We start from the raw sequence: 17,200 nt of genomic DNA on the forward strand, positions 1-17,200 counted from the left end.
GTGACGGACCGGTCCGATGAGTGGACGGTATTGAGGCTCGCCCAATTGGTCAAGACCAATTTTGATAACTATCTACATAGGACTAATAGTGCGAAGGCAACGGCGTCGACGGTCCGTGTCCGACGGGTTACCCGCCGGCGGGATGGCCGACCCGGCTGGCTGGTCGGCTGGTGGTGGGCGTCGCATGCGCGCACAACGGGTAGCCCTGCGCACACGTGCCGGGTTTGCGATTCGCGCAAGCGACGGATACCGTCGTGGTCCATGGGCGAGCAAGATGAGTTGCGTGAGCGAGTGCGCGAACTCATTCGTGCGCTTCCTGGCGCGCAGCGGGATTTCGCCGCCGCGATCGAGCTCGACGAGACCAAGCTGTCCAAGTCGCTGCGCGGTATTCGTAAGTTCTCGCCACACGAGCTGGTGCGAATCGCCGAACACTGTGGTGTGACGGTGAACTGGTTACTAAATGGTAGCGACGAGGCGAGTACCGTCACCGCGATTCCGGCGCCCGCCGCCCGCTCCGACAGTCCGGCGCGCAGCCGTTCGCACGGGGATACCCGCAGGCGGATCGTGGAGACCGCATGGCAGCTGATCGCGGATCAGGGCTACGCCAGGGTGCGCATCGCCGATATCGCGCAAGCCTGCGGCACCAGTACCGCGAGTATCCATTACTACTTCGCCACCAGGGAGGAAGTGCTCAACGAGGCGTTGCGGCGAAACGTCAAGTTGGCATTCGACCGGCAGGTGGCGGAGTTGCACGCCACGGACAACGCGCGGGAACGGTTGCTACGGCTGATCGAGTTGCAGTTACCTTCGGGTGAGCTGTTGCGCTCCGAATGGTCGGTATGGCTCCAGGTGTGGAACGAGAGCGCGTTGAACCCGAAGATGCGTTCGCTGTACTGGGATTCCTACGACCGCTGGTTTCGCACCATCGCGATGACCATCGAGGACGGTCAGCGGCAAGGGGCTTTCCGGGAGTGCGATGCCAATCTGGTCACGGCGCAGCTCACCGCCATGATCGACGGACTCGGAATCCAGGTGCTCACCGCGCGGCCGGGTAGTTCCGTGGCCAGGATGCGCGAGCAGGTGCTGGATTTCGTCGAGCGAAACATCGCGGCCGAGGCGGTCACCGGCGCAGCTTCGCCCGGAGTTCACTGACCTCGTCCGCGCCGAATCCATGGTTGGTCAGCCAGCTGAAGACACCGCCATGGCTTTCGTCGAGCTGCTCGAAGAACGCCGCCATGGTCTGCCGTTGTGGCGCGTGCTCAGCCGCGGGACGCCGGCTGACGTCCGCCGCGTAGGTCGGCGAGGCGCGCAGGCGCGCGAGAATCGCCTCGATCCGGTCGGCGGTCGCTACGTAGTCGGCGATCACCTCGGTGCGGGGCACTCCCGCCACGGTGAGCGCGAGCGCGGTGAGCACACCGGTGCGGTCCTTGCCGGCGGCGCAGTGCACGATGGCGGGCCCCGGAGACGCGGTGATCGCGCGGAGCGCGGCGACCACACTGTCCGGGCGTCGTTCCAGGTAACCGAGGTAATGGACGGAGAGCGTATCGCCGGCGTAGCGCTTGCTGGCCGCGCGCTGGCGGACCAGCAACGCGTCCGCCACGGCATCGGTCGACGAGTCGGTAGCCTCGGGTAGCAGCGACAGGTGCTGGTGGGCAAGGCTGGGTAGTCCGGTCAGTGGTCCGGGGCCTTCCGAGCTCACTTCGTTTGTCGTGCGCAGATCGACAATGGTGCGCACGCCGATCTGCTCGACAAGTATCCGCACGTCGGCGGCGGAGAGATTCTGCAGATTATCGGCTCGGATCAGCGCGCCGCCGAGTGTGTGGTTACCGTCTTCGGTCGGCATCCCACCGATATCGCGGACGTTGACCGCCCCATCCAGTTTGATCCAGCGCACCCTTCTTCTCTAGCAGATGCTCGCGCCAGGCTGGCAAGTCGTGCTGGTCACCGGCCTTCGAACCTGGCACTATCTACTGGCGAGTAGATATCCAGTGGTGTTACGGCGCCGGACGGTCGGAGGCGATCGTTGTCCGAAATCGGGGTACCTCAACCCGGCAAGTCCGCCTCGGCTGGACCGCTGCACCAGTTGTCGGAGGTGGTTGACCAACCGGGAGCCGCCGTCTTCGCCGGCACCGTGCGCTGGGAGCTCGCCGAGGCGCGGCAGCTCACCCGGTACGACGCGGTGGCCCTCGACGGGCGCCTCGTGGTCGGGCCGGCCAAGGCCAGGTCGCCCCGCGTGCGGATACGGTGCACCCCGGCCGATGCCGAGCGGTTGATCAGTGGTTCGGCGCACCCCGCGACGTTGATGCTGGCCGGCCGGCTGACCGTACGCGGCGACCAGGCCGCGGCGACGGAGCTGCTCGACTGGCTGCGCGGCCGTTCGGCTGACCTCGACATGGCCGAGCTCGCCAGGGTGATCGGCAGCGCTGGCCCTCGTGATGTGCGCGCGCGGCTCATCGAACCAGCGCGGGCGCTCGTGGTCGCCGAGGTGATGCGGTTGCTGCCGCATTACCTGGATGCCGGTGCCGCGGCCGGACTGCGGGCGACGGTTGGGTGGGAGGTCACCGGGCCAGCTGGCCGGGCCGAGCGGTTCGGGCTGACGATCGATGACGGTGTCGCCACGGTCCGCGCGGGTCAGCCGGAAGCGCCGAGGGTGACGCTTCGGCTCAGCGCGGTGGATCTGCTGGGCATGGTGACGGGTAACGGCGATCCGGCGATCATGGTGCTTGGCGGTGAGCTCGAGCTGCTCGGGGACGCGAGTTTCGCGTTGCGGCTGATCCGGCTGTTCCGGGTGCCCGGTGCCGCCGGGCCGGTTCAGCTCGGTGGCCCGGACCAGGTCGATATCGGTGCCGTCGTGCGGCTGGTTGGGCGGAGCAGTGAACGGCAGCTGCGCGAGCGGTTGTCTGGTGCGGTCAGGGAGATCCTGCTCGACGAGATCTTTACCAGGATGCCGGAGTATCTGGATGCCGATCGTTCGCGCGGCCTCGCCGCGGAGGTCCGCTGGCAGATCACCGGGCGCCAGGACGGCGGTTACGACAGTTATCACAGCAAGATCGCCGGCGGCCACTGCGTCGTGGAGCGGAACCCGGTCGAGACGGGAGCCCGACCGCGCGTATCGATCCGGGTCGACCCGGCCACCTTTCTGAAGCTGGTCACCAGCAACGCGAATCCGGTGGCCGCGTTTCTGGCCGGCAAGGTCTCGGTGCGCGGGGACCTTGCGCTCGCGACCAAGTTGCCGGCGATCTTCCGGTTGCCGAAGGGGTGAGGGAATTGGGCGAGCAGCCGGAAGCCGTCGTGCCCCGAACAGAATGGCTCACCACGTCCGACGGCGTCACGCTACGGGTACGCCGGTTCGGGCAACCCTTCGCGCCGACGGTGGTGTGCGTGCATGGCTTCCCGGACAACTCCGACCTCTGGAATCGCGTGGTACCGCTGCTCGCGGATCGCTTCCAGGTCGTCACCTACGACGTGCGGGGAGCGGGGGAGTCGACCGCGCCGCCGCGGCGAGCCGGCTACCTGATTGATCAACTGGTTGCGGACCTGGCCGCGGTGGTCGAGCTGGTCGGCGCGGATCGGCCCGTCCATCTGCTCGGCCATGACTGGGGCTCGATCCAGTGCTGGCACGGCGTCACTGATGATCGGCTGCAGGGCAGAATCGCGTCGTTCACGTCGATCTCCGGTCCGAATCTGGACCACGCCGGCTACTGGATGCGCTCTCAACTGCGGCCCAACCTGGCCGCGCTTGGCCAGTTCCTCCGGCAGGCCTCCTCGTCGCTCTACATTGGATTTTTCGTGCTCCCTGTGCTGCCGGAGTTGGCGGTGCGCAAGGGAATTCTCGGCCGGATTATCGGCAGGTTGGTGCGCGCGGAGTATGCGCCGGATGGTCCTGCCGAGCGGTTTCGGGTCGAGGCGGCCGATGCGGTGCACGGTTTGGGGCTCTACCGGGCGAATATGCTCTCCCGGCTGGGTCGGCCGAAACCGCGCTGTACCGACGTGCCGGTACAGGTGATCGCGCCGGACGCGGATCGGTTCGTCGGTACGCCGCTGCAGACCGAGGTGTCTCGCTGGGCGCCACGGCTGCGCGTGCGGCGGTTGCGGGGCGGTCACTGGCTACCCCGGTCGCGGCCGGCCGTGGTGGCCGAAGTCGCGGGGGAGTTCTTCGAGGAGGTCGACGGAGCTCTGAAGTGACCTAAGGCACAAGTGTTGGCGTTGCCCGTCCGTCCTCCTGCGGTTCGGCGGTAGTGCTGGACACTTCGATGCCCGGTGCCCACCGGCCGGTACGCCGCTGGGTAGGGTGCCCGGGACGTTGTCGGATAGCCTGAACTGGTAAGCGCCTCAAACACAGTGAGCACTTCGATCCACATGGGACAGCACGGTCCGGACGACCCCGCGAACGACGATACGATCGAGATGCCACGAGCGTCCGAAAGATCCGCGAGATCCGCTTCCCACTGGCTGTCGCCACGTCTGCATTGGCTGTTCGGCATCCTGCTGCTCGGTGGCATCGTGCTGCGGGTTCTGGTGTCCATCGCCTACGCGCCGGCATTGCTCTACATCGATTCGTTCCGGTACCTGGACAATCTGCGCGATCTGGATCCAACCCAGCTGAACCCGGTCGGATACCAGCTTTTCCTGCTGAAACCGGCGTTGTTCGTGACCAAGTCACTACAGTCAGTCGTGATCATCCAGCACCTGCTTGGTCTGGCCCTCGCGGTGGCGATCTACGTCGTTCTGCTGCGGCGGGGCGCCCGCGCCTGGGTCGCCGCGCTGGCCACCGCCCCGGTGCTGCTGGATGCCTACCAGGTGCAGATCGAGCACAACATCATGTCCGATCTGCTCTTCCAGGTGCTGCTGATCGCCGCGGTACTGCTGCTGATCTGGCAGGGCGCGCCGAGGGTGCCCGCCGCGGTGTTCGCCGGTCTCTTGCTCGCCGCGGCGGTGATCACCAGGTCCGTGGCGATTCCGCTGATCGTGCCGGCGGCGGTGTACGTGCTGCTCGTCGCGCGACGCAGGGGCGAACCGGAACCACGGCGGTTCGCGCAACGCTTGGGCGTTACGGCCGCGCTTGTCGGTGCCTTTGCACTCGGCGTGTTCTCGTACGCGACGTACTACCACTCCTATTCGGGCAGCTGGGGTGTGGCTGGTTCGAGTTCCAAGGTGCTCTACGGGCGAACCGCGACGGTGGCGGACTGTTCGAAACTGGATTTGAACCCCGCGGAGGAACCGCTGTGTCCGAAGGAACCGCTGGGGGAGCGTTATGGCGTGGATGTCTACACCCATGGTTTGAAGGGGTGGGATCCGCGTGCGTTGGAACTCGCCGATGAATACGGCGGTCTGGACGCGACAACCAGGTCGTTCGCGAACAAGGTGCTCGCCGCGCAACCGCTGGACGTCGCGGGGGCGATCCTGCTCGATTTCCTGAAGAACTTCTCCCTTACCAAGGAAACCGCACCGAACGACGTGCCGGTCGAGCGCTGGCACTTCCAGACCGAGTACCCGCGCTGGGGGTTGGACGCGGAGGCCGCCGTTCGAGACTTCGGCGGGCCGCCGATCTCGGTCAACACCGAGATCGCGAGTTTCCTGCGCAACTACCAGCTCAGCGTCGGTTACCTGCCGGGCGCGGTGCTCGGCGGTACCTTGCTGCTGTCCGTGGCGGGGATGGTCGGTCTCGGCCGCGCCCGTCGGTCCGATCTGCGGTCCGCCTGCCTGCTGGTGGGCGGACTTGGCGCCGCGATCCTGGTTACCTCGGCGGCCTTCGAGTTCTCCTGGCGCTACCAGGTACCGGCACTGGTGTTGCTCCCGCTGGCTGGTGCCCTCGGCTGGACGGCGTTGACCAGGGGGAGCGCCACCAAGGAACCGACCGCGTCCGGTGATGACCGGGAAGGGCGGCTGGAGAGCGGCTCGGGGAACTCCTCGGGAGGCTAGGCGTGCTCGCGCCGCGCCCGCGGGTCCTCGGTCGGCCCTTCGCGGCGCCGTGCGCCCCGCCGTTCGCGCTGGCCTCGGACAAGTTCGGTGGCCAGTGCATCAAGGCGCTGTGGCCAGAACCCACGAAACTGCTCCAGCCAGCCTTCGATCTCGCGCAGCGGAGCGGTGTCGATGGCATACATCCGTCGGGTGCCGTCCGGCCGCACCGTGGTGAACCCGTTCTCGCGTAGTACGCGCAGGTGCTGGGACACACCTGGCTGGGAGATGCCGAACTCCTCCTGGATGATCGCGGTGATCGCGCCCGAGGTCCGCTCGCCACCGGCGAGCAGTTCCAGTATCCGGCGCCGTACCGGATCACCAAGGACGTCGAAGGCGTGCATCCGATGATTGTATCGCTGAACTCTTATATAAGCACGAACTGTGTTCGGTATGGCGATATGCCGCTGGTGTCCGTTGTGGCGCCGGGGCCGCCACCGGGGCGCTACGGCCTCGATACCGCGGATCTCGATCGTATGGTCGGCGTCGGGTTGACCGGCGCCAGCGAAACGGGATACCGACATCGATCTGGGAGGAATCCGAATGAAGGTACGTGCGGCTTTGCTCGCCATGGGGATCAGCGCCGTCGGGCTACTTGGTGGCGCCGGTCAGGCCGCTGCCGAGGTCAGCCCGAAGGCGAGCTGTCACGGTGGCACCTCGACGGGCGCCGAGTACTGCTTCCACGCCAAGGGCGACAAGATCTCGATCACGAACTTCAATACCGGCTACACCTACAAGGTGAACTGGAAGACCAACTATGGCCGCAAAGGGAAATGCACCAACAGCGGTGGGCACAACCACCGGGTGGTCTGCAACTACAACATGAAGGAAGGAAAGAAGATCACCTTCCGGCTCGAGGAGTACCACAACGGCAAGATGCGTAGTGCCTGGGACTGGCGATCGGCCACGATCTAGCGGCTCGGCAGCACGTTCTTTAGGAATCTTGCGGTTCGGGGGTGTGCGCTGGTCGAGCGCACACCCCCAGGGGATCCATTAGCCGGCTATGTCCTTGATCTGCTCGACCAGCCGTACGCGCTCGGCGTGCGTGGCGGCGATCGGGGTGACCTTCAGGGTGCTGGCACCCGCGGCCGCCAGTTCGGCGACATGCTCGCGAACCCAGCCCGGTGAACCGATCAGCGAGACCGCCCGGACCAGCTCGTCGGGCACCGCCGCGGCGGCCTCCTCCTTCTTGCCGTCCAGGTACAGATCCTGGATCCGCTTTGCCTCGGCTTCGTAGCCGTACCGGCAGGCGAGATCGTTGTAGAAGTTCTTTCCGCGCGCGCCCATGCCGCCGATGTAGAGCGCGAGACCCGGACGTACCGCGTCCAGCAGGTGATCAGTGTCCTCGCCGATGGCGAGCGTCGCGGACACCTCGATGTCCAGCTCGCCGAGCTCCGGGGCGCGTTTTGCCTTGCCCTCGGCGAGGGCGTCCCCCCAGACATCCTTGGCGCGGCCGGGGTGGAAGAAGATCGGTTGCCAGCCTTCGGCGATCTCGGCGGTCAGTGCCACGTTCTTCGGGCCGATGGACGCGATCGAGATCGGGATGCGACTCCGGACCGGGTGGTTGATCAGCTTGAGTGGCTTGCCGAGTCCGGTGCCCTGTTCCGGCGGCAGCGGGATCTGGTAATGCTTGCCCGCGTGCTGTACCCGCTCACGGCGCCATACCTGCCGGCAGATCTCCACCAGTTCCCGAGTTCTACCGAGCGGCGCATGATAGGGCACGCCGTGGAATCCTTCGATCACTTGTGGACCGGAAGCGCCGATACCGAGCTCGAAGCGCCCGTTCGACACGTAGTCCAGCCCGGCCGCGGTCATCGCGGTCAGTGTTGGAGTCCGGCTGTAAATCTGCAGGATGCCGGAGGCGATGTGCAGCGTTTCGGTTCGTGCGGCGAGGAAGCCGAGCTGGCTGATCGCGTCGAAGCTGTATGCCTCTGGCACGGTGACCAGATCCAGGCCGGCCTTCTCATAGTCGGCTAGTTCGGTCACCGTCTCATTGAATCCGCCGCTGTACGACAGCTGCATGCCAATGCGCATTCGATTGCCTTTCTCTGTCGGTTCCGGCTACCCGGCTCGAAGCATTCGGAGGACCAGCTCGGCGTACTCATCGCCGAGTTGTTCCGGGGTCTTGGGGTGTTTCTCGCTGTACCAGCGCGCCACGTCAACACCGAGGGACAGCACCACGGTCGCCGCGGTGTGCAGATCCGGTACGTCGAACTCGCCGTGTTCGACGCCCGAGCCGAGCAGGGCGCGTACCCCTGCCTCGATGTTCCGCCGTAGCCCGCGCACCACCTGGTACTCCTTGGCTGGCAGCGAGCGCAGTTCGTACTGCACGACGCGGGCGATCGTATGCCTACGGGCGTGCCAGGCGACGAAGATCCGGACGAAGTAGCGCATCTTGTCCGTGGTGCTGCCCGCATGGGCGAGCGATTGCTCAACCAGGCCAAGGGTTTTCTGGTGGCCATCCCTGCTGATCTCGAACAACAACGCGGCCTTGGATGGGAAGTACACATACAGTGCCGCTGGGCTCATTCCCGCCGCGGTGGCTACATCACGGGTGGTGGTCGCGTGATAGCCGCGCTCAGCGAATGAATCGAGACCAGCCCGCAGTAGTCTGCGCGCGGCGTCCGGCTGGATATCCGGCCAGAGATCGCTGTCCGTGGGAGCACTCATGTGCTACGACTTTCTTGTTCGGTGTCTGATCGACTTTTCGGCGGGCGGAATGTGATGATGGCTTGGCCACCCCGTTCGGGGTGACGGAGATGCTCGCTGGCAACGAATCGAGGGCGATTGGCAGTGTCTGAGGGCGGCATTCAACTGGACGGGCTCGGTGTGGTGATCACTGGGGCAGGGCGCGGGATCGGTGCGGCGCTGGCGCGAAAGTTCGCCGCCGCGGGCGCGCGGTTGGTGGTCAACGACATGGACGCGGACGCGGTCCGCGCGGTCGGTGCGGAACTCGGGGTAGCCGCCGTGGTGGGTGATGCGGCCAGCGCGGAAGGTATCGCGAAGCTGCTGGACACCGCGCGCGCCGAGCTCGGTGCCGTCGACATGTACTGCGCGAACGCTGGCGTGGCACCGGGTGGCGGCCCGGAAGCCGATGAAGACTCCTGGGAACTGGCGTGGGAAGTCAACGTACTGGCGCATGTGCGGGCGGTGCGGGCACTGTTGCCCGACTGGTTGGCGCGCGGTCGCGGGCACTTCCTGGCGACGGTATCGGCCGCGGGGCTGCTTTCCATGCTTGGCAGCGCACCGTACTCGGTGACCAAACACGCCGCGCTCGCCCATGCCGAGTGGCTGGCCGCTACCTACCGACATCGCGGCATCACCGTGCACGCGCTCTGCCCGCAGGGGGTTCGCACGGATATGCTCGGCGCCAGTGGCACGGCCGGCAAGGTAGTGTTGGCCGATTCGGCGATCGAACCGTCCACAGTGGCCGATATGGTCGCCGACGGTCTGGCCGAAGGGCGTTTTCTGCTGTTGCCGCACCCCGAGGTCGCCGAGTTCTATGTGGCGCGGGCGACGGATACCGATCGCTGGCTCGGTGGGATGAACAAGCTGCAGCGCAGGATCGAGTCCGCCGGCTGACCGGGTCGAGCCTCGGTCAGCCGGCAGGTCGTACAGTGGTGCGGTCAGCACGTCGGCAGGTCCACGAGCTCGCTGAGCGTCCTACGGTGCTCGCCGGGCCTGCCGAGGGCGAGCTGATCACTTTTCGCTCGCTTGAGGAAAAGGTGTGCGGGGTGTTCCCAGGTCATCCCGATTCCGCCGTGCAGTTGGATGCATTCTTCGGCCGCATGTACCGCGACCTCGGCGCAATATGACTGCGCGGTGGCGACCGCGATCGACGCGTCCTCGGCGTCCGCGCCGATCCGGTCGGCCGCGTACCGTGCGACGGCCCGCGCCGAAATGATCTCCAGCCAGAGGTCAGCGAGCCGGTGCTTGAGCGCTTGGAAGGACCCGATCGGCCGGCCGAACTGGTGTCGCTGGGAGACGTAGCGCACCGTCTCGTCCAAACACCACTGGGCGATACCGAGTTGCTCCGAGGCGAGTATCGCGGCGCCGGTGCGCAGTGCCGTGTTCAGTGCCTCGGCGGCCGCCGCGCCCGTCGCCAACTGCTCGCCGGAGGCACCGGACAGCGCGATCTCGGCGATACCCCTGGTGAGATCCAGCGCCGTACTCGGGGTGATCGTCGCAGCGCTCGCCGGTACCGCGTACAGCTCAGGGCCAGCCGCGCCGAGCGCGGGCACGATCAGCGTATCGGCAACAGCGGCGTCGACCACCGACGACACCGTGCCGTGTAGGCCGCCGTCCGCGGAAACCCGGATCGCGGTGGGAAACTCGCCAGCTGGCCCGCTGGTCAGTGGCGCCACGAGCGCGCCAGTCGCGGTCCCCGCGGCCAATCGCTCGAGCAGGGTTGCCGCCGCCGAGCCCGGAACACCGAGCAACGCGCTCGTGCACAGCACGGTGCTACCAAGGAACGGAACCGGTGCGACGGATCGCCCCAGTTCCTCGGCGATCACCGCGGTCTCCCGCAGCGTGCCACCCTGGCCGCCCTGCCGTTCGGGGACATGTAGGCCAGCAACACCGAGTTCGACGGCTAGTTTGCGCCACAGTTCAAGGAAATACGGCTGCCCGGATTCCCGGGTGGCCAGCACGTCGGTTGGGTCGCAGTGCGTGCTGAGCAGGTCGCGCACGCTGGCCCGTAGATCGTCCTCGACGTCGGTGTAAAGCAGGTTCGCCGATGTCATCGCGGTAGGTCCTTCCACGGGATGTCTTTGTCCACACGAGGTTCGGACGGTAGGCCGAGTACTCGTTCGGCGATCACGTTGCGCAGCACCTCGGAGGTACCGCCTTCGATCGAGTTACCCTTCGCGCGCAGATAGCGATACCCGGCGTCCTTACCGAAAAAGTCGACGGTCTCCGGCCGCCGCATGGTCCAGTCCGAATAGTGCAGTCCCTGCTCGCCCATCAGCTCGACTTCGAGGCCGGAGATTGCCTGGTTGAGCGTGGCGAAGGCCAGCTTTGCGCCGGAACCTTCCGGGCCGGGCACTCCGGCCGCGAGCTGTTGGCGCAGGCGTTCGCCCACGAGCCGGGTGGCTTCGGCGCTGACCCACAGTCGCATGAGCCGGTCGTGCAGGTCCGGCGCGCGCAGTTCCGGGTTGTTCCGCCATTGTTCGGCCAGCCGACCGATCATGCCGCCTTCCCGGGGTAGCGCGCCGCCGCCGATCGCGACGCGCTCGTTCATCAGTGTGGTCCTGGCGACCTGCCAGCCTTGCCCTATCTCGCCCAACCGCTGACTGTCCGGGATCCGTACGTCAGTCAGGAAGACCTCGTTGAACTCGGCCTCACCGGTTATCTGCCGCAGGGGCCGGACCTCGACTCCTGGCGCGGTCATATCCAGGACGAAGTAGCTCATTCCTTCGTGCTTCGGCACATCCGGATCGGTGCGCAACACGATGATCGCCCAGCTGGCGGTATGCGCACTGGACGTCCATACCTTCTGGCCGTTCACGATCCAGTCAGAACCGTCCCGGACCGCCCTTGTCGCCAGCGACGCGAGGTCCGATCCGGCGCCGGGCTCACTGAACAGCTGGCACCACACTTCCTCGCCAGTCCACAGCGGACGGAGAAAGCGGGCTTTGTGCTCCTCGGTGCCGAACGCGAGGATGGTTGGTGCGGCCATCCCGAGTCCGATACCGATCTTGCGCGGCTGGTTGTCGGGTGCACCGGCCCTGGCCAGCTCACTGTCCACGACGGACTGGAGGGCGCGCGGTGCGTCCAGTCCGCCGAGACCAACGGGGAAGTGCACCCAGGCGAGCCCCGCGTCGAACCTGGCGCGCAGAAAATCCAGCCGATCGGTTCGGGCTGGGTCGTGTTCGGCGAGTAGCGTGGCGACGTGTTCGCGCAGCTGCTCGGCCGTGATCTCGGTATCCGATTGCTTAGTCACCTTCGCACCTCACTGCTGCCGGTACTTCTTGAGTTCTCGCCTGGCCAACGAACGTTTGTGCACCTCGTCCGGGCCGTCCGCCATTCGCAACATCCGCGCCTGGGCCCAGAGCCCGGCTAGCGGGAAGTCCTGGCTGAAGCCACCCGCACCGTGCGCCTGGATGGCCTTGTCGATGATCCACTCGACCGTACTCGGCGTCGTGATCTTGATGGATTGGATCTCGGTATGCGCGCCTCGGTTGCCCACGGTGTCCATCAGCCACGCCGTCTTGAGCACGAGCAGGCGCACCTGTTCGATCCGCACTCGTGCTTCGGCGATCCAGTCCTGCACCACGCCCTGCTCGGCGATCGGTTTACCGAAGGCGACCCGCTGCGTGGTCCGGCGGCACAGCAACTCAAGCGCTCGTTCGGCCATCCCGATCAACCGCATGCAGTGGTGGATTCGCCCGGGGCCGAGTCGTGCCTGCGCGATCGCGAAGCCCGAGCCTTCCTCGCTCAGCAGGTTGTCCGCGGGGACTCGCACATCGCGAAACTCCACTTCGGCATGCCCGCCGTGACTGCTGTCGTCGAAGCCGAACAGCTGCATACCCCGCTTGATATGTACTCCAGGGGTGTCCCTGGGGACCAACACCATGCTCTGCTGCCGGTGCGTGTCCGCGTCCGGGTCGGACTTGCCCATCACGATCATGATGCGGCAGTTCGGGTTCATCGCGCCGGAGATGTACCACTTACGGCCGTTGATCACGTACTCATCGCCGTCGCGTTCGATCCGGGTCTCGATATTCGTCGCGTCGGAGGAGGCGACGTCGGGTTCGGTCATCGCGAACGCGGAGCGGATTTCCCCGTCTAGCAGTGGACGCAGCCACTGTTTCCGCTGTTGCTCAGTACCAAACATGGCAAGAACTTCCATGTTTCCGGTGTCCGGCGCGGCACAGTTCAGCGCGACCGGAGCGAGCTCGGGGCTGCGCCCGGTGAGCTCGGCCAGCGGCGCGTACTGCAGGTTGGTGAGCCCAGCGCCGTGCTCGCCTGGCAGGAAGAAGTTCCACAACCCGCGTTCGCGGGCCGCGGCCTTGAGCTCGTCCACGATTGGCGGCACGGCCCACGGGTCGGCGCGGTTGGCGAGCTGTTCGTGAAAAACGGGCTCTGCCGGATAGATCGTGGTTTCCAGGAAATCGGTGAGCTGTTCGCGTAGTTGCTCGGTGCGCGCGTCATATGCGAAATCCATCAGTTCTCCTTGAGCGTTGCCAGGCCATCCGCGACCAGTGGCGCGACTAGTTCACCGATATGTTCGAACCCGCTGCCCACGGTCTGGCCGTGGGTGTGCCGGTAGTAGATACCCTCGATGATGACGGCGAGCTTGAAGTAGCCGAAGGCGATGTACCAGTCCAGTTGGGACAGATCGCGACCGGACCGTGCCGCATAACGTTCGATCTGTTCACCGGTTGTGGGGTAACCGGGCGCGTCTCCCGTGGTACTGATGGGATTGGCGCCGTCCAGACCGCCGAGGGCGTCGTACACGACAAGCAGTCCGAGGTCGGTGTTCGGGTCGCCCAATGTCGACATTTCCCAGTCGAGTACCGCGGTGACCCGGTCGTTGGCATCCAGCAGCATATTGTCCAGCCGGAAGTCGCCATGCACGATCGTGCCGTCGGGCGAGGCGGGCAGTCGCTGGCCAAGTTTCTCGTGTAGTCGATCGATTCCGGGGATGTCTCTGCTGTACGAGCCGGCCAGTTGCTTACCCCAGCGCCGCACCTGACGCTCCAGGAATCCTTCTGGCCGGCCGAAATCGGCCAGCCCCACGGATTCGGGCTGGACGGCGTGCAGATCGGCAAGCGTGTCCACCACCGCCATCCCGATCGCGTTCGTGCGCTCGGCACCGAGGGTCGTGAGCTGATCAACCGTGCGATAGGGCGTGCCAGACACGTGCCGCATGAGGTAGAACGGCGCGCCGAGCACGTCGGTATCGGTGCACAGCAGAATGGTTTCCGGCACCGGTACCGGCGTGTCCGCCAGCGCGCTGATCACCCGGTACTCGCGACCCATATCGTGTGCCGTGGCCAGCACATGTCCAAGCGGTGGCCGGCGAAGCACCCAGCTGTGCGTGTTCTCCCCGGTCGGATCCGTGCCAGCCGCCCGGTCATGGAGCACGTAGGTGAGGTTCGATCGGCCGCCGGCGATGAGTTCGGCGGTGAGCTCACCCCGCAGCAGCCCGGGCCGTTCGGCCGCCAGGTAGTCGGTCACCCGTGCCAGGTCGAGACCGGGGAGTTGGGTGGTCATCGAGCTCCTTTCGATGCGCGCGGATCAGTCGGCCGGCACGAGAACGACCACGGTTTCGGCGATGCAGGCTGGTTTCTCCTTGCCTTCGATCTCGATCGTGTAGGTGCAGGAGAACCGCTTGCCCTTGCCGCTATCGGCCACCTCGGCGAGTTGCATGCCCGCGCGAACTCGGGCGCCGACCGGCACGGGCTGCGGGAAGCGAACCTTGTTCGTGCCGTAGTTGATGCCGAGCGCGATCCCGTCTACTCGGTAGATCTCCTTGCCAAGTGTGGGGATCAGGGACAGCGTCAGGTACCCGTGCGCGATGGTCGTACCGAAGGGGCCGGTCCTGGCCCGTTCCGGGTCGACGTGGATCCACTGGTGATCGCCGGTGGCTTCGGCGAACTGGTCGACTTGCGGCTGGGTGATCTCGTGCCATTCGCTGTAGCCGAGGTGTTCCCCGACGGCCGCCGCGAACTCGTCCACTCCGTTGAAGACGCGCATTCGCGCTCCTAATCAGTTAGTAGGGATGGGATGTCCGTGGTGTTGGTGGCCACGGGTTCGTGTTCCTGGTCTGGTCTGTCGTCGGGTGATGCCTGGTTGCTCCCGGTGTTCGATGCCTTGAGAAAGAACGGCGCGCCTGGCGGCGGATCAGGTGGTGTGGTGGTGGGATGCCGTTGCTCGAGCCCGCCGCAGGGTTGATCCTCCGATGGATGTTCCCGAGCCGTGGAGCTCTTCGACAGCACGAGGTCCTGCGGTGCGCTGGAGTCACGGATGGCTAGTGAGATGTCGGACCTTTCAGTCCTGTGATTAGGGTGCCGCGTGACCCCGCCGAGGCTCGTGACCAGTGGAAACACCGAAAGGGTGGTGGAGGGTTGAACCTGTACTGCGGAGCCGACTGGGCCGAGGGGCATCACGACGTCGCCATCATCGACGACGCTGGGGCGGTGGTGTCGCGCGCGAGGATCGGCAACGACGCGGCCGGGTTCGCGCAGCTGCTGGGTCTGCTGGCCGACGCCGGTGACACACTCGAGAATCCGGTGCCGGTGGCGATCGAGACCGACCGTGGCCTGTTGGTCAGCGCGTTGCGGGTGACCGGGCGGGCGATCTATCCGATCAACCCGCTCTCGGTCTCCCGGTATCGCAGCCGGCACCAGGTCGCGGGCGCTAAATCCGATGCCGCCGACGCGGTGCTGTTGGCCAACATCCTGCGCACCGACGCCGCCGCGCACCGGCCGTTGCCCGACGATACCGAGCTGGCGCAGGCGATCCGGGTGCTGGCCCGTGCCCAGCAAGACGCGGTGTGGGCGCGTCAGCGGCTGGGCAACCAGGTCTGTGCTCTGCTGAAGGACTTCTACCCCGCTGCGCTGGAGGCCTTCGCCGGCCTGCCCGAGGGCGCTCTGGCACGCCGTGATGCCCGCATCATCCTGGCCGCCGCACCGACACCCGCCCAGGCGGCGCGACTGTCCCCGGCCCGGCTGCGGGGTCTTTTGGCCAAGGCCGGACGCCGCCGCAACATCGACCGTGACATCGAGCGGCTGCGCGGCATCTTCGGCGCCGAGTACCTGCACCAGCCACCGCAGGTCGAGGCCGCGATGGGCCTCCAGCTGGCCGCGTTGCTGCGCCAGTTCGACGCCGCCTGCACCGCCGCCGACGAGCTGACCGAGGCGGCAACCGCCCATTTTGAGCGGCACCCGGACGCCGAGATCATCACCAGCTTCCCCGGCCTGGGTAAGCTGACCGGTGCCCGGGTGCTCGCCGAGATCGGAGACGACCGGACCCGCTTCAGCGACGCCCGTGGGCTCAAGGCCTACGCCGGATCGGCGCCCATCACCCGCACCAGCGGCAAAAAAACCGTTGTCCTGCACCGACATATCAAAAACCGGCGCCTGGCCGCCGTCGGCCCGATCTGGGCCATCTCCTCGCTGCGAGCCTCGCCCGGCGCCCGCCGCCACTTCGACGCCCGCCGCGCCACCGGCGACTGGAACCACCAAGCCCAACGCCACCTGTTCAACAAGTTCCTCGGTCAACTCCACCACTGCCTGCACACCGGCCGCCCCTACGACGAACACCACGCGTTTCCACCTCCCCTCGCCCTCACGGCTTGACAGTTAACTTCGTGAGATGTCTTTCTCGTCGATCGAGAGTCGGTCGAGAGCTGGTCGAGCATTGGTCGAGATCAGTCCCGGGGGCCGCCCGCCACGTAGATCACCTGACCGGATACGAACCCGGACTCCGCGCTGGTCAGGAAGGAGGCGGTGCTCGCGATGTCTTCGGGCTGACCTGGCCGACCCACCGGGATCTGCGCCACGGCGCCCTTGCTGAAGTCCTCGAACGAGACGCCAACCCGCTCGGCGGTCGCCTTGGTCATATCGGTCACGATGAAACCGGGCGCGATCGCGTTGGCCGTGACCCCGAACTTGCCGAGCTCGATGGCAAGCGTTTTGGTGAACCCCTGCATGCCCGCTTTGGCCGCGGAGTAGTTGACCTGCCCGCGGTTACCGAGGGCCGAGGTGGAGGAGAGGTTGACGATGCGGCCCCATTTCGCCTCGGTCATGTGCTTCTGGGCTGCCCTGCTCATCAGGAAAGCGCCGCGCAGGTGGACCGAAAGTACCGTGTCCCAGTCGTCCTCGGACATCTTGAACAGCAGGTTGTCGCGGAGTACGCCGGCGTTGTTGACCAGTACGGTGGGCGCGCCGAGTTCCTCGGCCGTTCGGTTGACCGCTGCTTCCACCTGTGCGGCGTCGCTGACATCCGCGCCGATCGCGATGGCCCGCCCGCCGGCTTCTTCGATCGCGCGCGCGGTTTTGGCGCTTGCTTGTTCGTCGAGGTCGATCACGGCAACCGCGCGACCATCGGCCGCCTGCCTGGTGGCGATCGCGGCTCCGATACCACGGGCGGCGCCAGTCACGATGGCCACGCGGGTACTTGGCTCGGTCACATTCTCCTCCTGCTTCGTTGCGGGCGACAGGCGCGCGTTCGCGGCCGCTGCGTTGGCCAGCGCGCGTTAGTAAGCGAACGCTTAGAAAGTACCGGAGCCAAGCCA

The 17,200-nt window shown here is 66.3% G+C and carries 17 protein-coding genes; 7 read left to right on the forward strand and 10 right to left on the reverse strand.

Going from position 1 to position 17,200, the window contains the following annotated elements; translation table 11 throughout:
- The first annotated feature begins 261 nt into the window (after positions 1-261).
- Positions 262-1,152 (forward strand): TetR/AcrR family transcriptional regulator, encoded by an 891-nt coding sequence (locus tag EV191_RS18755; protein WP_132878397.1) that lies wholly within the window; start codon positions 262-264, stop codon positions 1,150-1,152.
- Here EV191_RS18755 and EV191_RS18760 read toward each other — a convergent pair.
- Entirely contained in the window at positions 1,121-1,894 is a 774-nt protein-coding gene (locus EV191_RS18760; protein ID WP_132878398.1) for a tyrosine-protein phosphatase, read from the reverse strand. The genes EV191_RS18755 and EV191_RS18760 overlap by 32 nt on opposite strands.
- Positions 1,895-2,023: 129 nt before the next feature.
- On the opposite strand from EV191_RS18760, the gene EV191_RS18765 reads away from it, so the two are divergent.
- From EV191_RS18765 to EV191_RS18775, 3 genes are all read left to right on the forward strand, one after another.
- Positions 2,024-3,262: an SCP2 sterol-binding domain-containing protein gene (locus EV191_RS18765; protein WP_132878399.1), complete on the forward strand. Its 1,239-nt coding sequence runs from the start codon at positions 2,024-2,026 to the stop codon at positions 3,260-3,262.
- 5 nt (positions 3,263-3,267) lie between these two features.
- Positions 3,268-4,185: an alpha/beta fold hydrolase gene (locus EV191_RS18770; protein ID WP_243659052.1), complete on the forward strand. Its 918-nt coding sequence runs from the start codon at positions 3,268-3,270 to the stop codon at positions 4,183-4,185.
- A gap of 222 nt (positions 4,186-4,407) precedes the next feature.
- A complete protein-coding gene (locus tag EV191_RS18775; RefSeq protein ID WP_132878400.1) occupies positions 4,408-5,922 on the forward strand; it encodes a hypothetical protein in 1,515 nt (504 codons plus the stop codon).
- Here the strand turns inward: EV191_RS18775 and EV191_RS18780 are convergent.
- On the reverse strand, positions 5,919-6,302 hold the full coding sequence (locus EV191_RS18780) for an ArsR/SmtB family transcription factor (protein ID WP_132878401.1): 384 nt from the start codon (positions 6,300-6,302) through the stop codon (positions 5,919-5,921). The genes EV191_RS18775 and EV191_RS18780 overlap by 4 nt on opposite strands.
- 199 nt (positions 6,303-6,501) lie before the next feature.
- Here EV191_RS18780 and EV191_RS18785 point away from each other — a divergent pair, with 199 nt between their 5' ends.
- Positions 6,502-6,873 (forward strand): hypothetical protein, encoded by a 372-nt coding sequence (locus EV191_RS18785; RefSeq protein WP_132878402.1) that lies wholly within the window; start codon positions 6,502-6,504, stop codon positions 6,871-6,873.
- Positions 6,874-6,951: 78 nt separating this feature from the next.
- Here the strand turns inward: EV191_RS18785 and EV191_RS18790 are convergent, their stop codons facing one another.
- Positions 6,952-7,992, reverse strand: a complete 1,041-nt coding sequence (locus EV191_RS18790) for an LLM class F420-dependent oxidoreductase (protein ID WP_132878403.1) — start codon at positions 7,990-7,992, stop codon at positions 6,952-6,954.
- A 27-nt stretch (positions 7,993-8,019) separates the two neighbouring features.
- Entirely contained in the window at positions 8,020-8,628 is a 609-nt protein-coding gene (locus EV191_RS18795) for a TetR/AcrR family transcriptional regulator (RefSeq protein ID WP_132878404.1), read from the reverse strand.
- Between the two features lie 123 nt (positions 8,629-8,751).
- On the opposite strand from EV191_RS18795, the gene EV191_RS18800 reads away from it, so the two are divergent.
- A complete protein-coding gene (locus EV191_RS18800) occupies positions 8,752-9,540 on the forward strand; it encodes an SDR family oxidoreductase (protein WP_132878485.1) in 789 nt (262 codons plus the stop codon).
- 44 nt (positions 9,541-9,584) lie between these two features.
- Here EV191_RS18800 and EV191_RS18805 read toward each other — a convergent pair whose 3' ends face one another.
- The 5 genes from EV191_RS18805 to EV191_RS18825 are packed head-to-tail and all read right to left on the reverse strand — an operon-like array spanning position 9,585 to position 14,658.
- Positions 9,585-10,700: an acyl-CoA dehydrogenase family protein gene (locus tag EV191_RS18805; protein WP_132878405.1), complete on the reverse strand. Its 1,116-nt coding sequence runs from the start codon at positions 10,698-10,700 to the stop codon at positions 9,585-9,587.
- A complete protein-coding gene (locus EV191_RS18810) occupies positions 10,697-11,875 on the reverse strand; it encodes an acyl-CoA dehydrogenase family protein (RefSeq protein ID WP_132878486.1) in 1,179 nt (392 codons plus the stop codon). Before EV191_RS18810 ends, EV191_RS18805 begins: the two co-directional genes overlap by 4 nt.
- Positions 11,876-11,908: 33 nt before the next feature.
- The gene (locus EV191_RS18815) at positions 11,909-13,123 is read right to left on the reverse strand and encodes an acyl-CoA dehydrogenase family protein (RefSeq protein WP_132878406.1); all 1,215 of its coding nucleotides are present in this window, start codon (positions 13,121-13,123) and stop codon (positions 11,909-11,911) included.
- Positions 13,123-14,175 carry a phosphotransferase family protein gene (locus tag EV191_RS18820; RefSeq protein ID WP_132878407.1) on the reverse strand — a complete coding sequence of 351 codons (1,053 nt, stop codon included), beginning with the start codon at positions 14,173-14,175 and terminating at the stop codon, positions 13,123-13,125. The genes EV191_RS18815 and EV191_RS18820 overlap by 1 nt, the downstream gene beginning before the upstream one ends.
- A 24-nt stretch (positions 14,176-14,199) precedes the next feature.
- Positions 14,200-14,658: a MaoC family dehydratase gene (locus tag EV191_RS18825; RefSeq protein WP_132878408.1), complete on the reverse strand. Its 459-nt coding sequence runs from the start codon at positions 14,656-14,658 to the stop codon at positions 14,200-14,202.
- 371 nt (positions 14,659-15,029) lie between these two features.
- Between EV191_RS18825 and EV191_RS18830 the strand changes: the two genes are divergently transcribed.
- A complete protein-coding gene (locus EV191_RS18830; protein WP_132878409.1) occupies positions 15,030-16,262 on the forward strand; it encodes an IS110 family RNA-guided transposase in 1,233 nt (410 codons plus the stop codon).
- A gap of 71 nt (positions 16,263-16,333) precedes the next feature.
- Here EV191_RS18830 and fabG read toward each other — a convergent pair whose 3' ends face one another.
- Complete coding sequence (gene fabG, locus EV191_RS18835) at positions 16,334-17,095, reverse strand: 3-oxoacyl-ACP reductase FabG (protein WP_132878410.1); 762 nt, start codon at positions 17,093-17,095, stop codon at positions 16,334-16,336.
- Positions 17,096-17,200: the final 105 nt, after the last annotated feature.

Source organism: Tamaricihabitans halophyticus (assembly GCF_004340875.1).
GTDB classification, from domain to species: Bacteria; Actinomycetota; Actinomycetes; order Mycobacteriales; family Pseudonocardiaceae; genus Tamaricihabitans; species Tamaricihabitans halophyticus.

Coding starts and splice junctions, on each gene's coding strand:
- EV191_RS18780 (WP_132878401.1), bottom strand. CDS start 6,302: ATGCACGCCTTCGACGTCCTTGGTGATCCGGTACGGCGCCGGATACTG.
- EV191_RS18755 (WP_132878397.1), top strand. CDS start 262: ATGGGCGAGCAAGATGAGTTGCGTGAGCGAGTGCGCGAACTCATTCGT.
- EV191_RS18775 (WP_132878400.1), top strand. CDS start 4,408: ATGCCACGAGCGTCCGAAAGATCCGCGAGATCCGCTTCCCACTGGCTG.
- EV191_RS18820 (WP_132878407.1), bottom strand. CDS start 14,175: ATGACCACCCAACTCCCCGGTCTCGACCTGGCACGGGTGACCGACTAC.
- EV191_RS18795 (WP_132878404.1), bottom strand. CDS start 8,628: ATGAGTGCTCCCACGGACAGCGATCTCTGGCCGGATATCCAGCCGGAC.
- EV191_RS18790 (WP_132878403.1), bottom strand. CDS start 7,992: ATGCGCATTGGCATGCAGCTGTCGTACAGCGGCGGATTCAATGAGACG.
- EV191_RS18825 (WP_132878408.1), bottom strand. CDS start 14,658: ATGCGCGTCTTCAACGGAGTGGACGAGTTCGCGGCGGCCGTCGGGGAA.
- EV191_RS18805 (WP_132878405.1), bottom strand. CDS start 10,700: ATGACATCGGCGAACCTGCTTTACACCGACGTCGAGGACGATCTACGG.
- EV191_RS18785 (WP_132878402.1), top strand. CDS start 6,502: ATGAAGGTACGTGCGGCTTTGCTCGCCATGGGGATCAGCGCCGTCGGG.
- EV191_RS18815 (WP_132878406.1), bottom strand. CDS start 13,123: ATGGATTTCGCATATGACGCGCGCACCGAGCAACTACGCGAACAGCTC.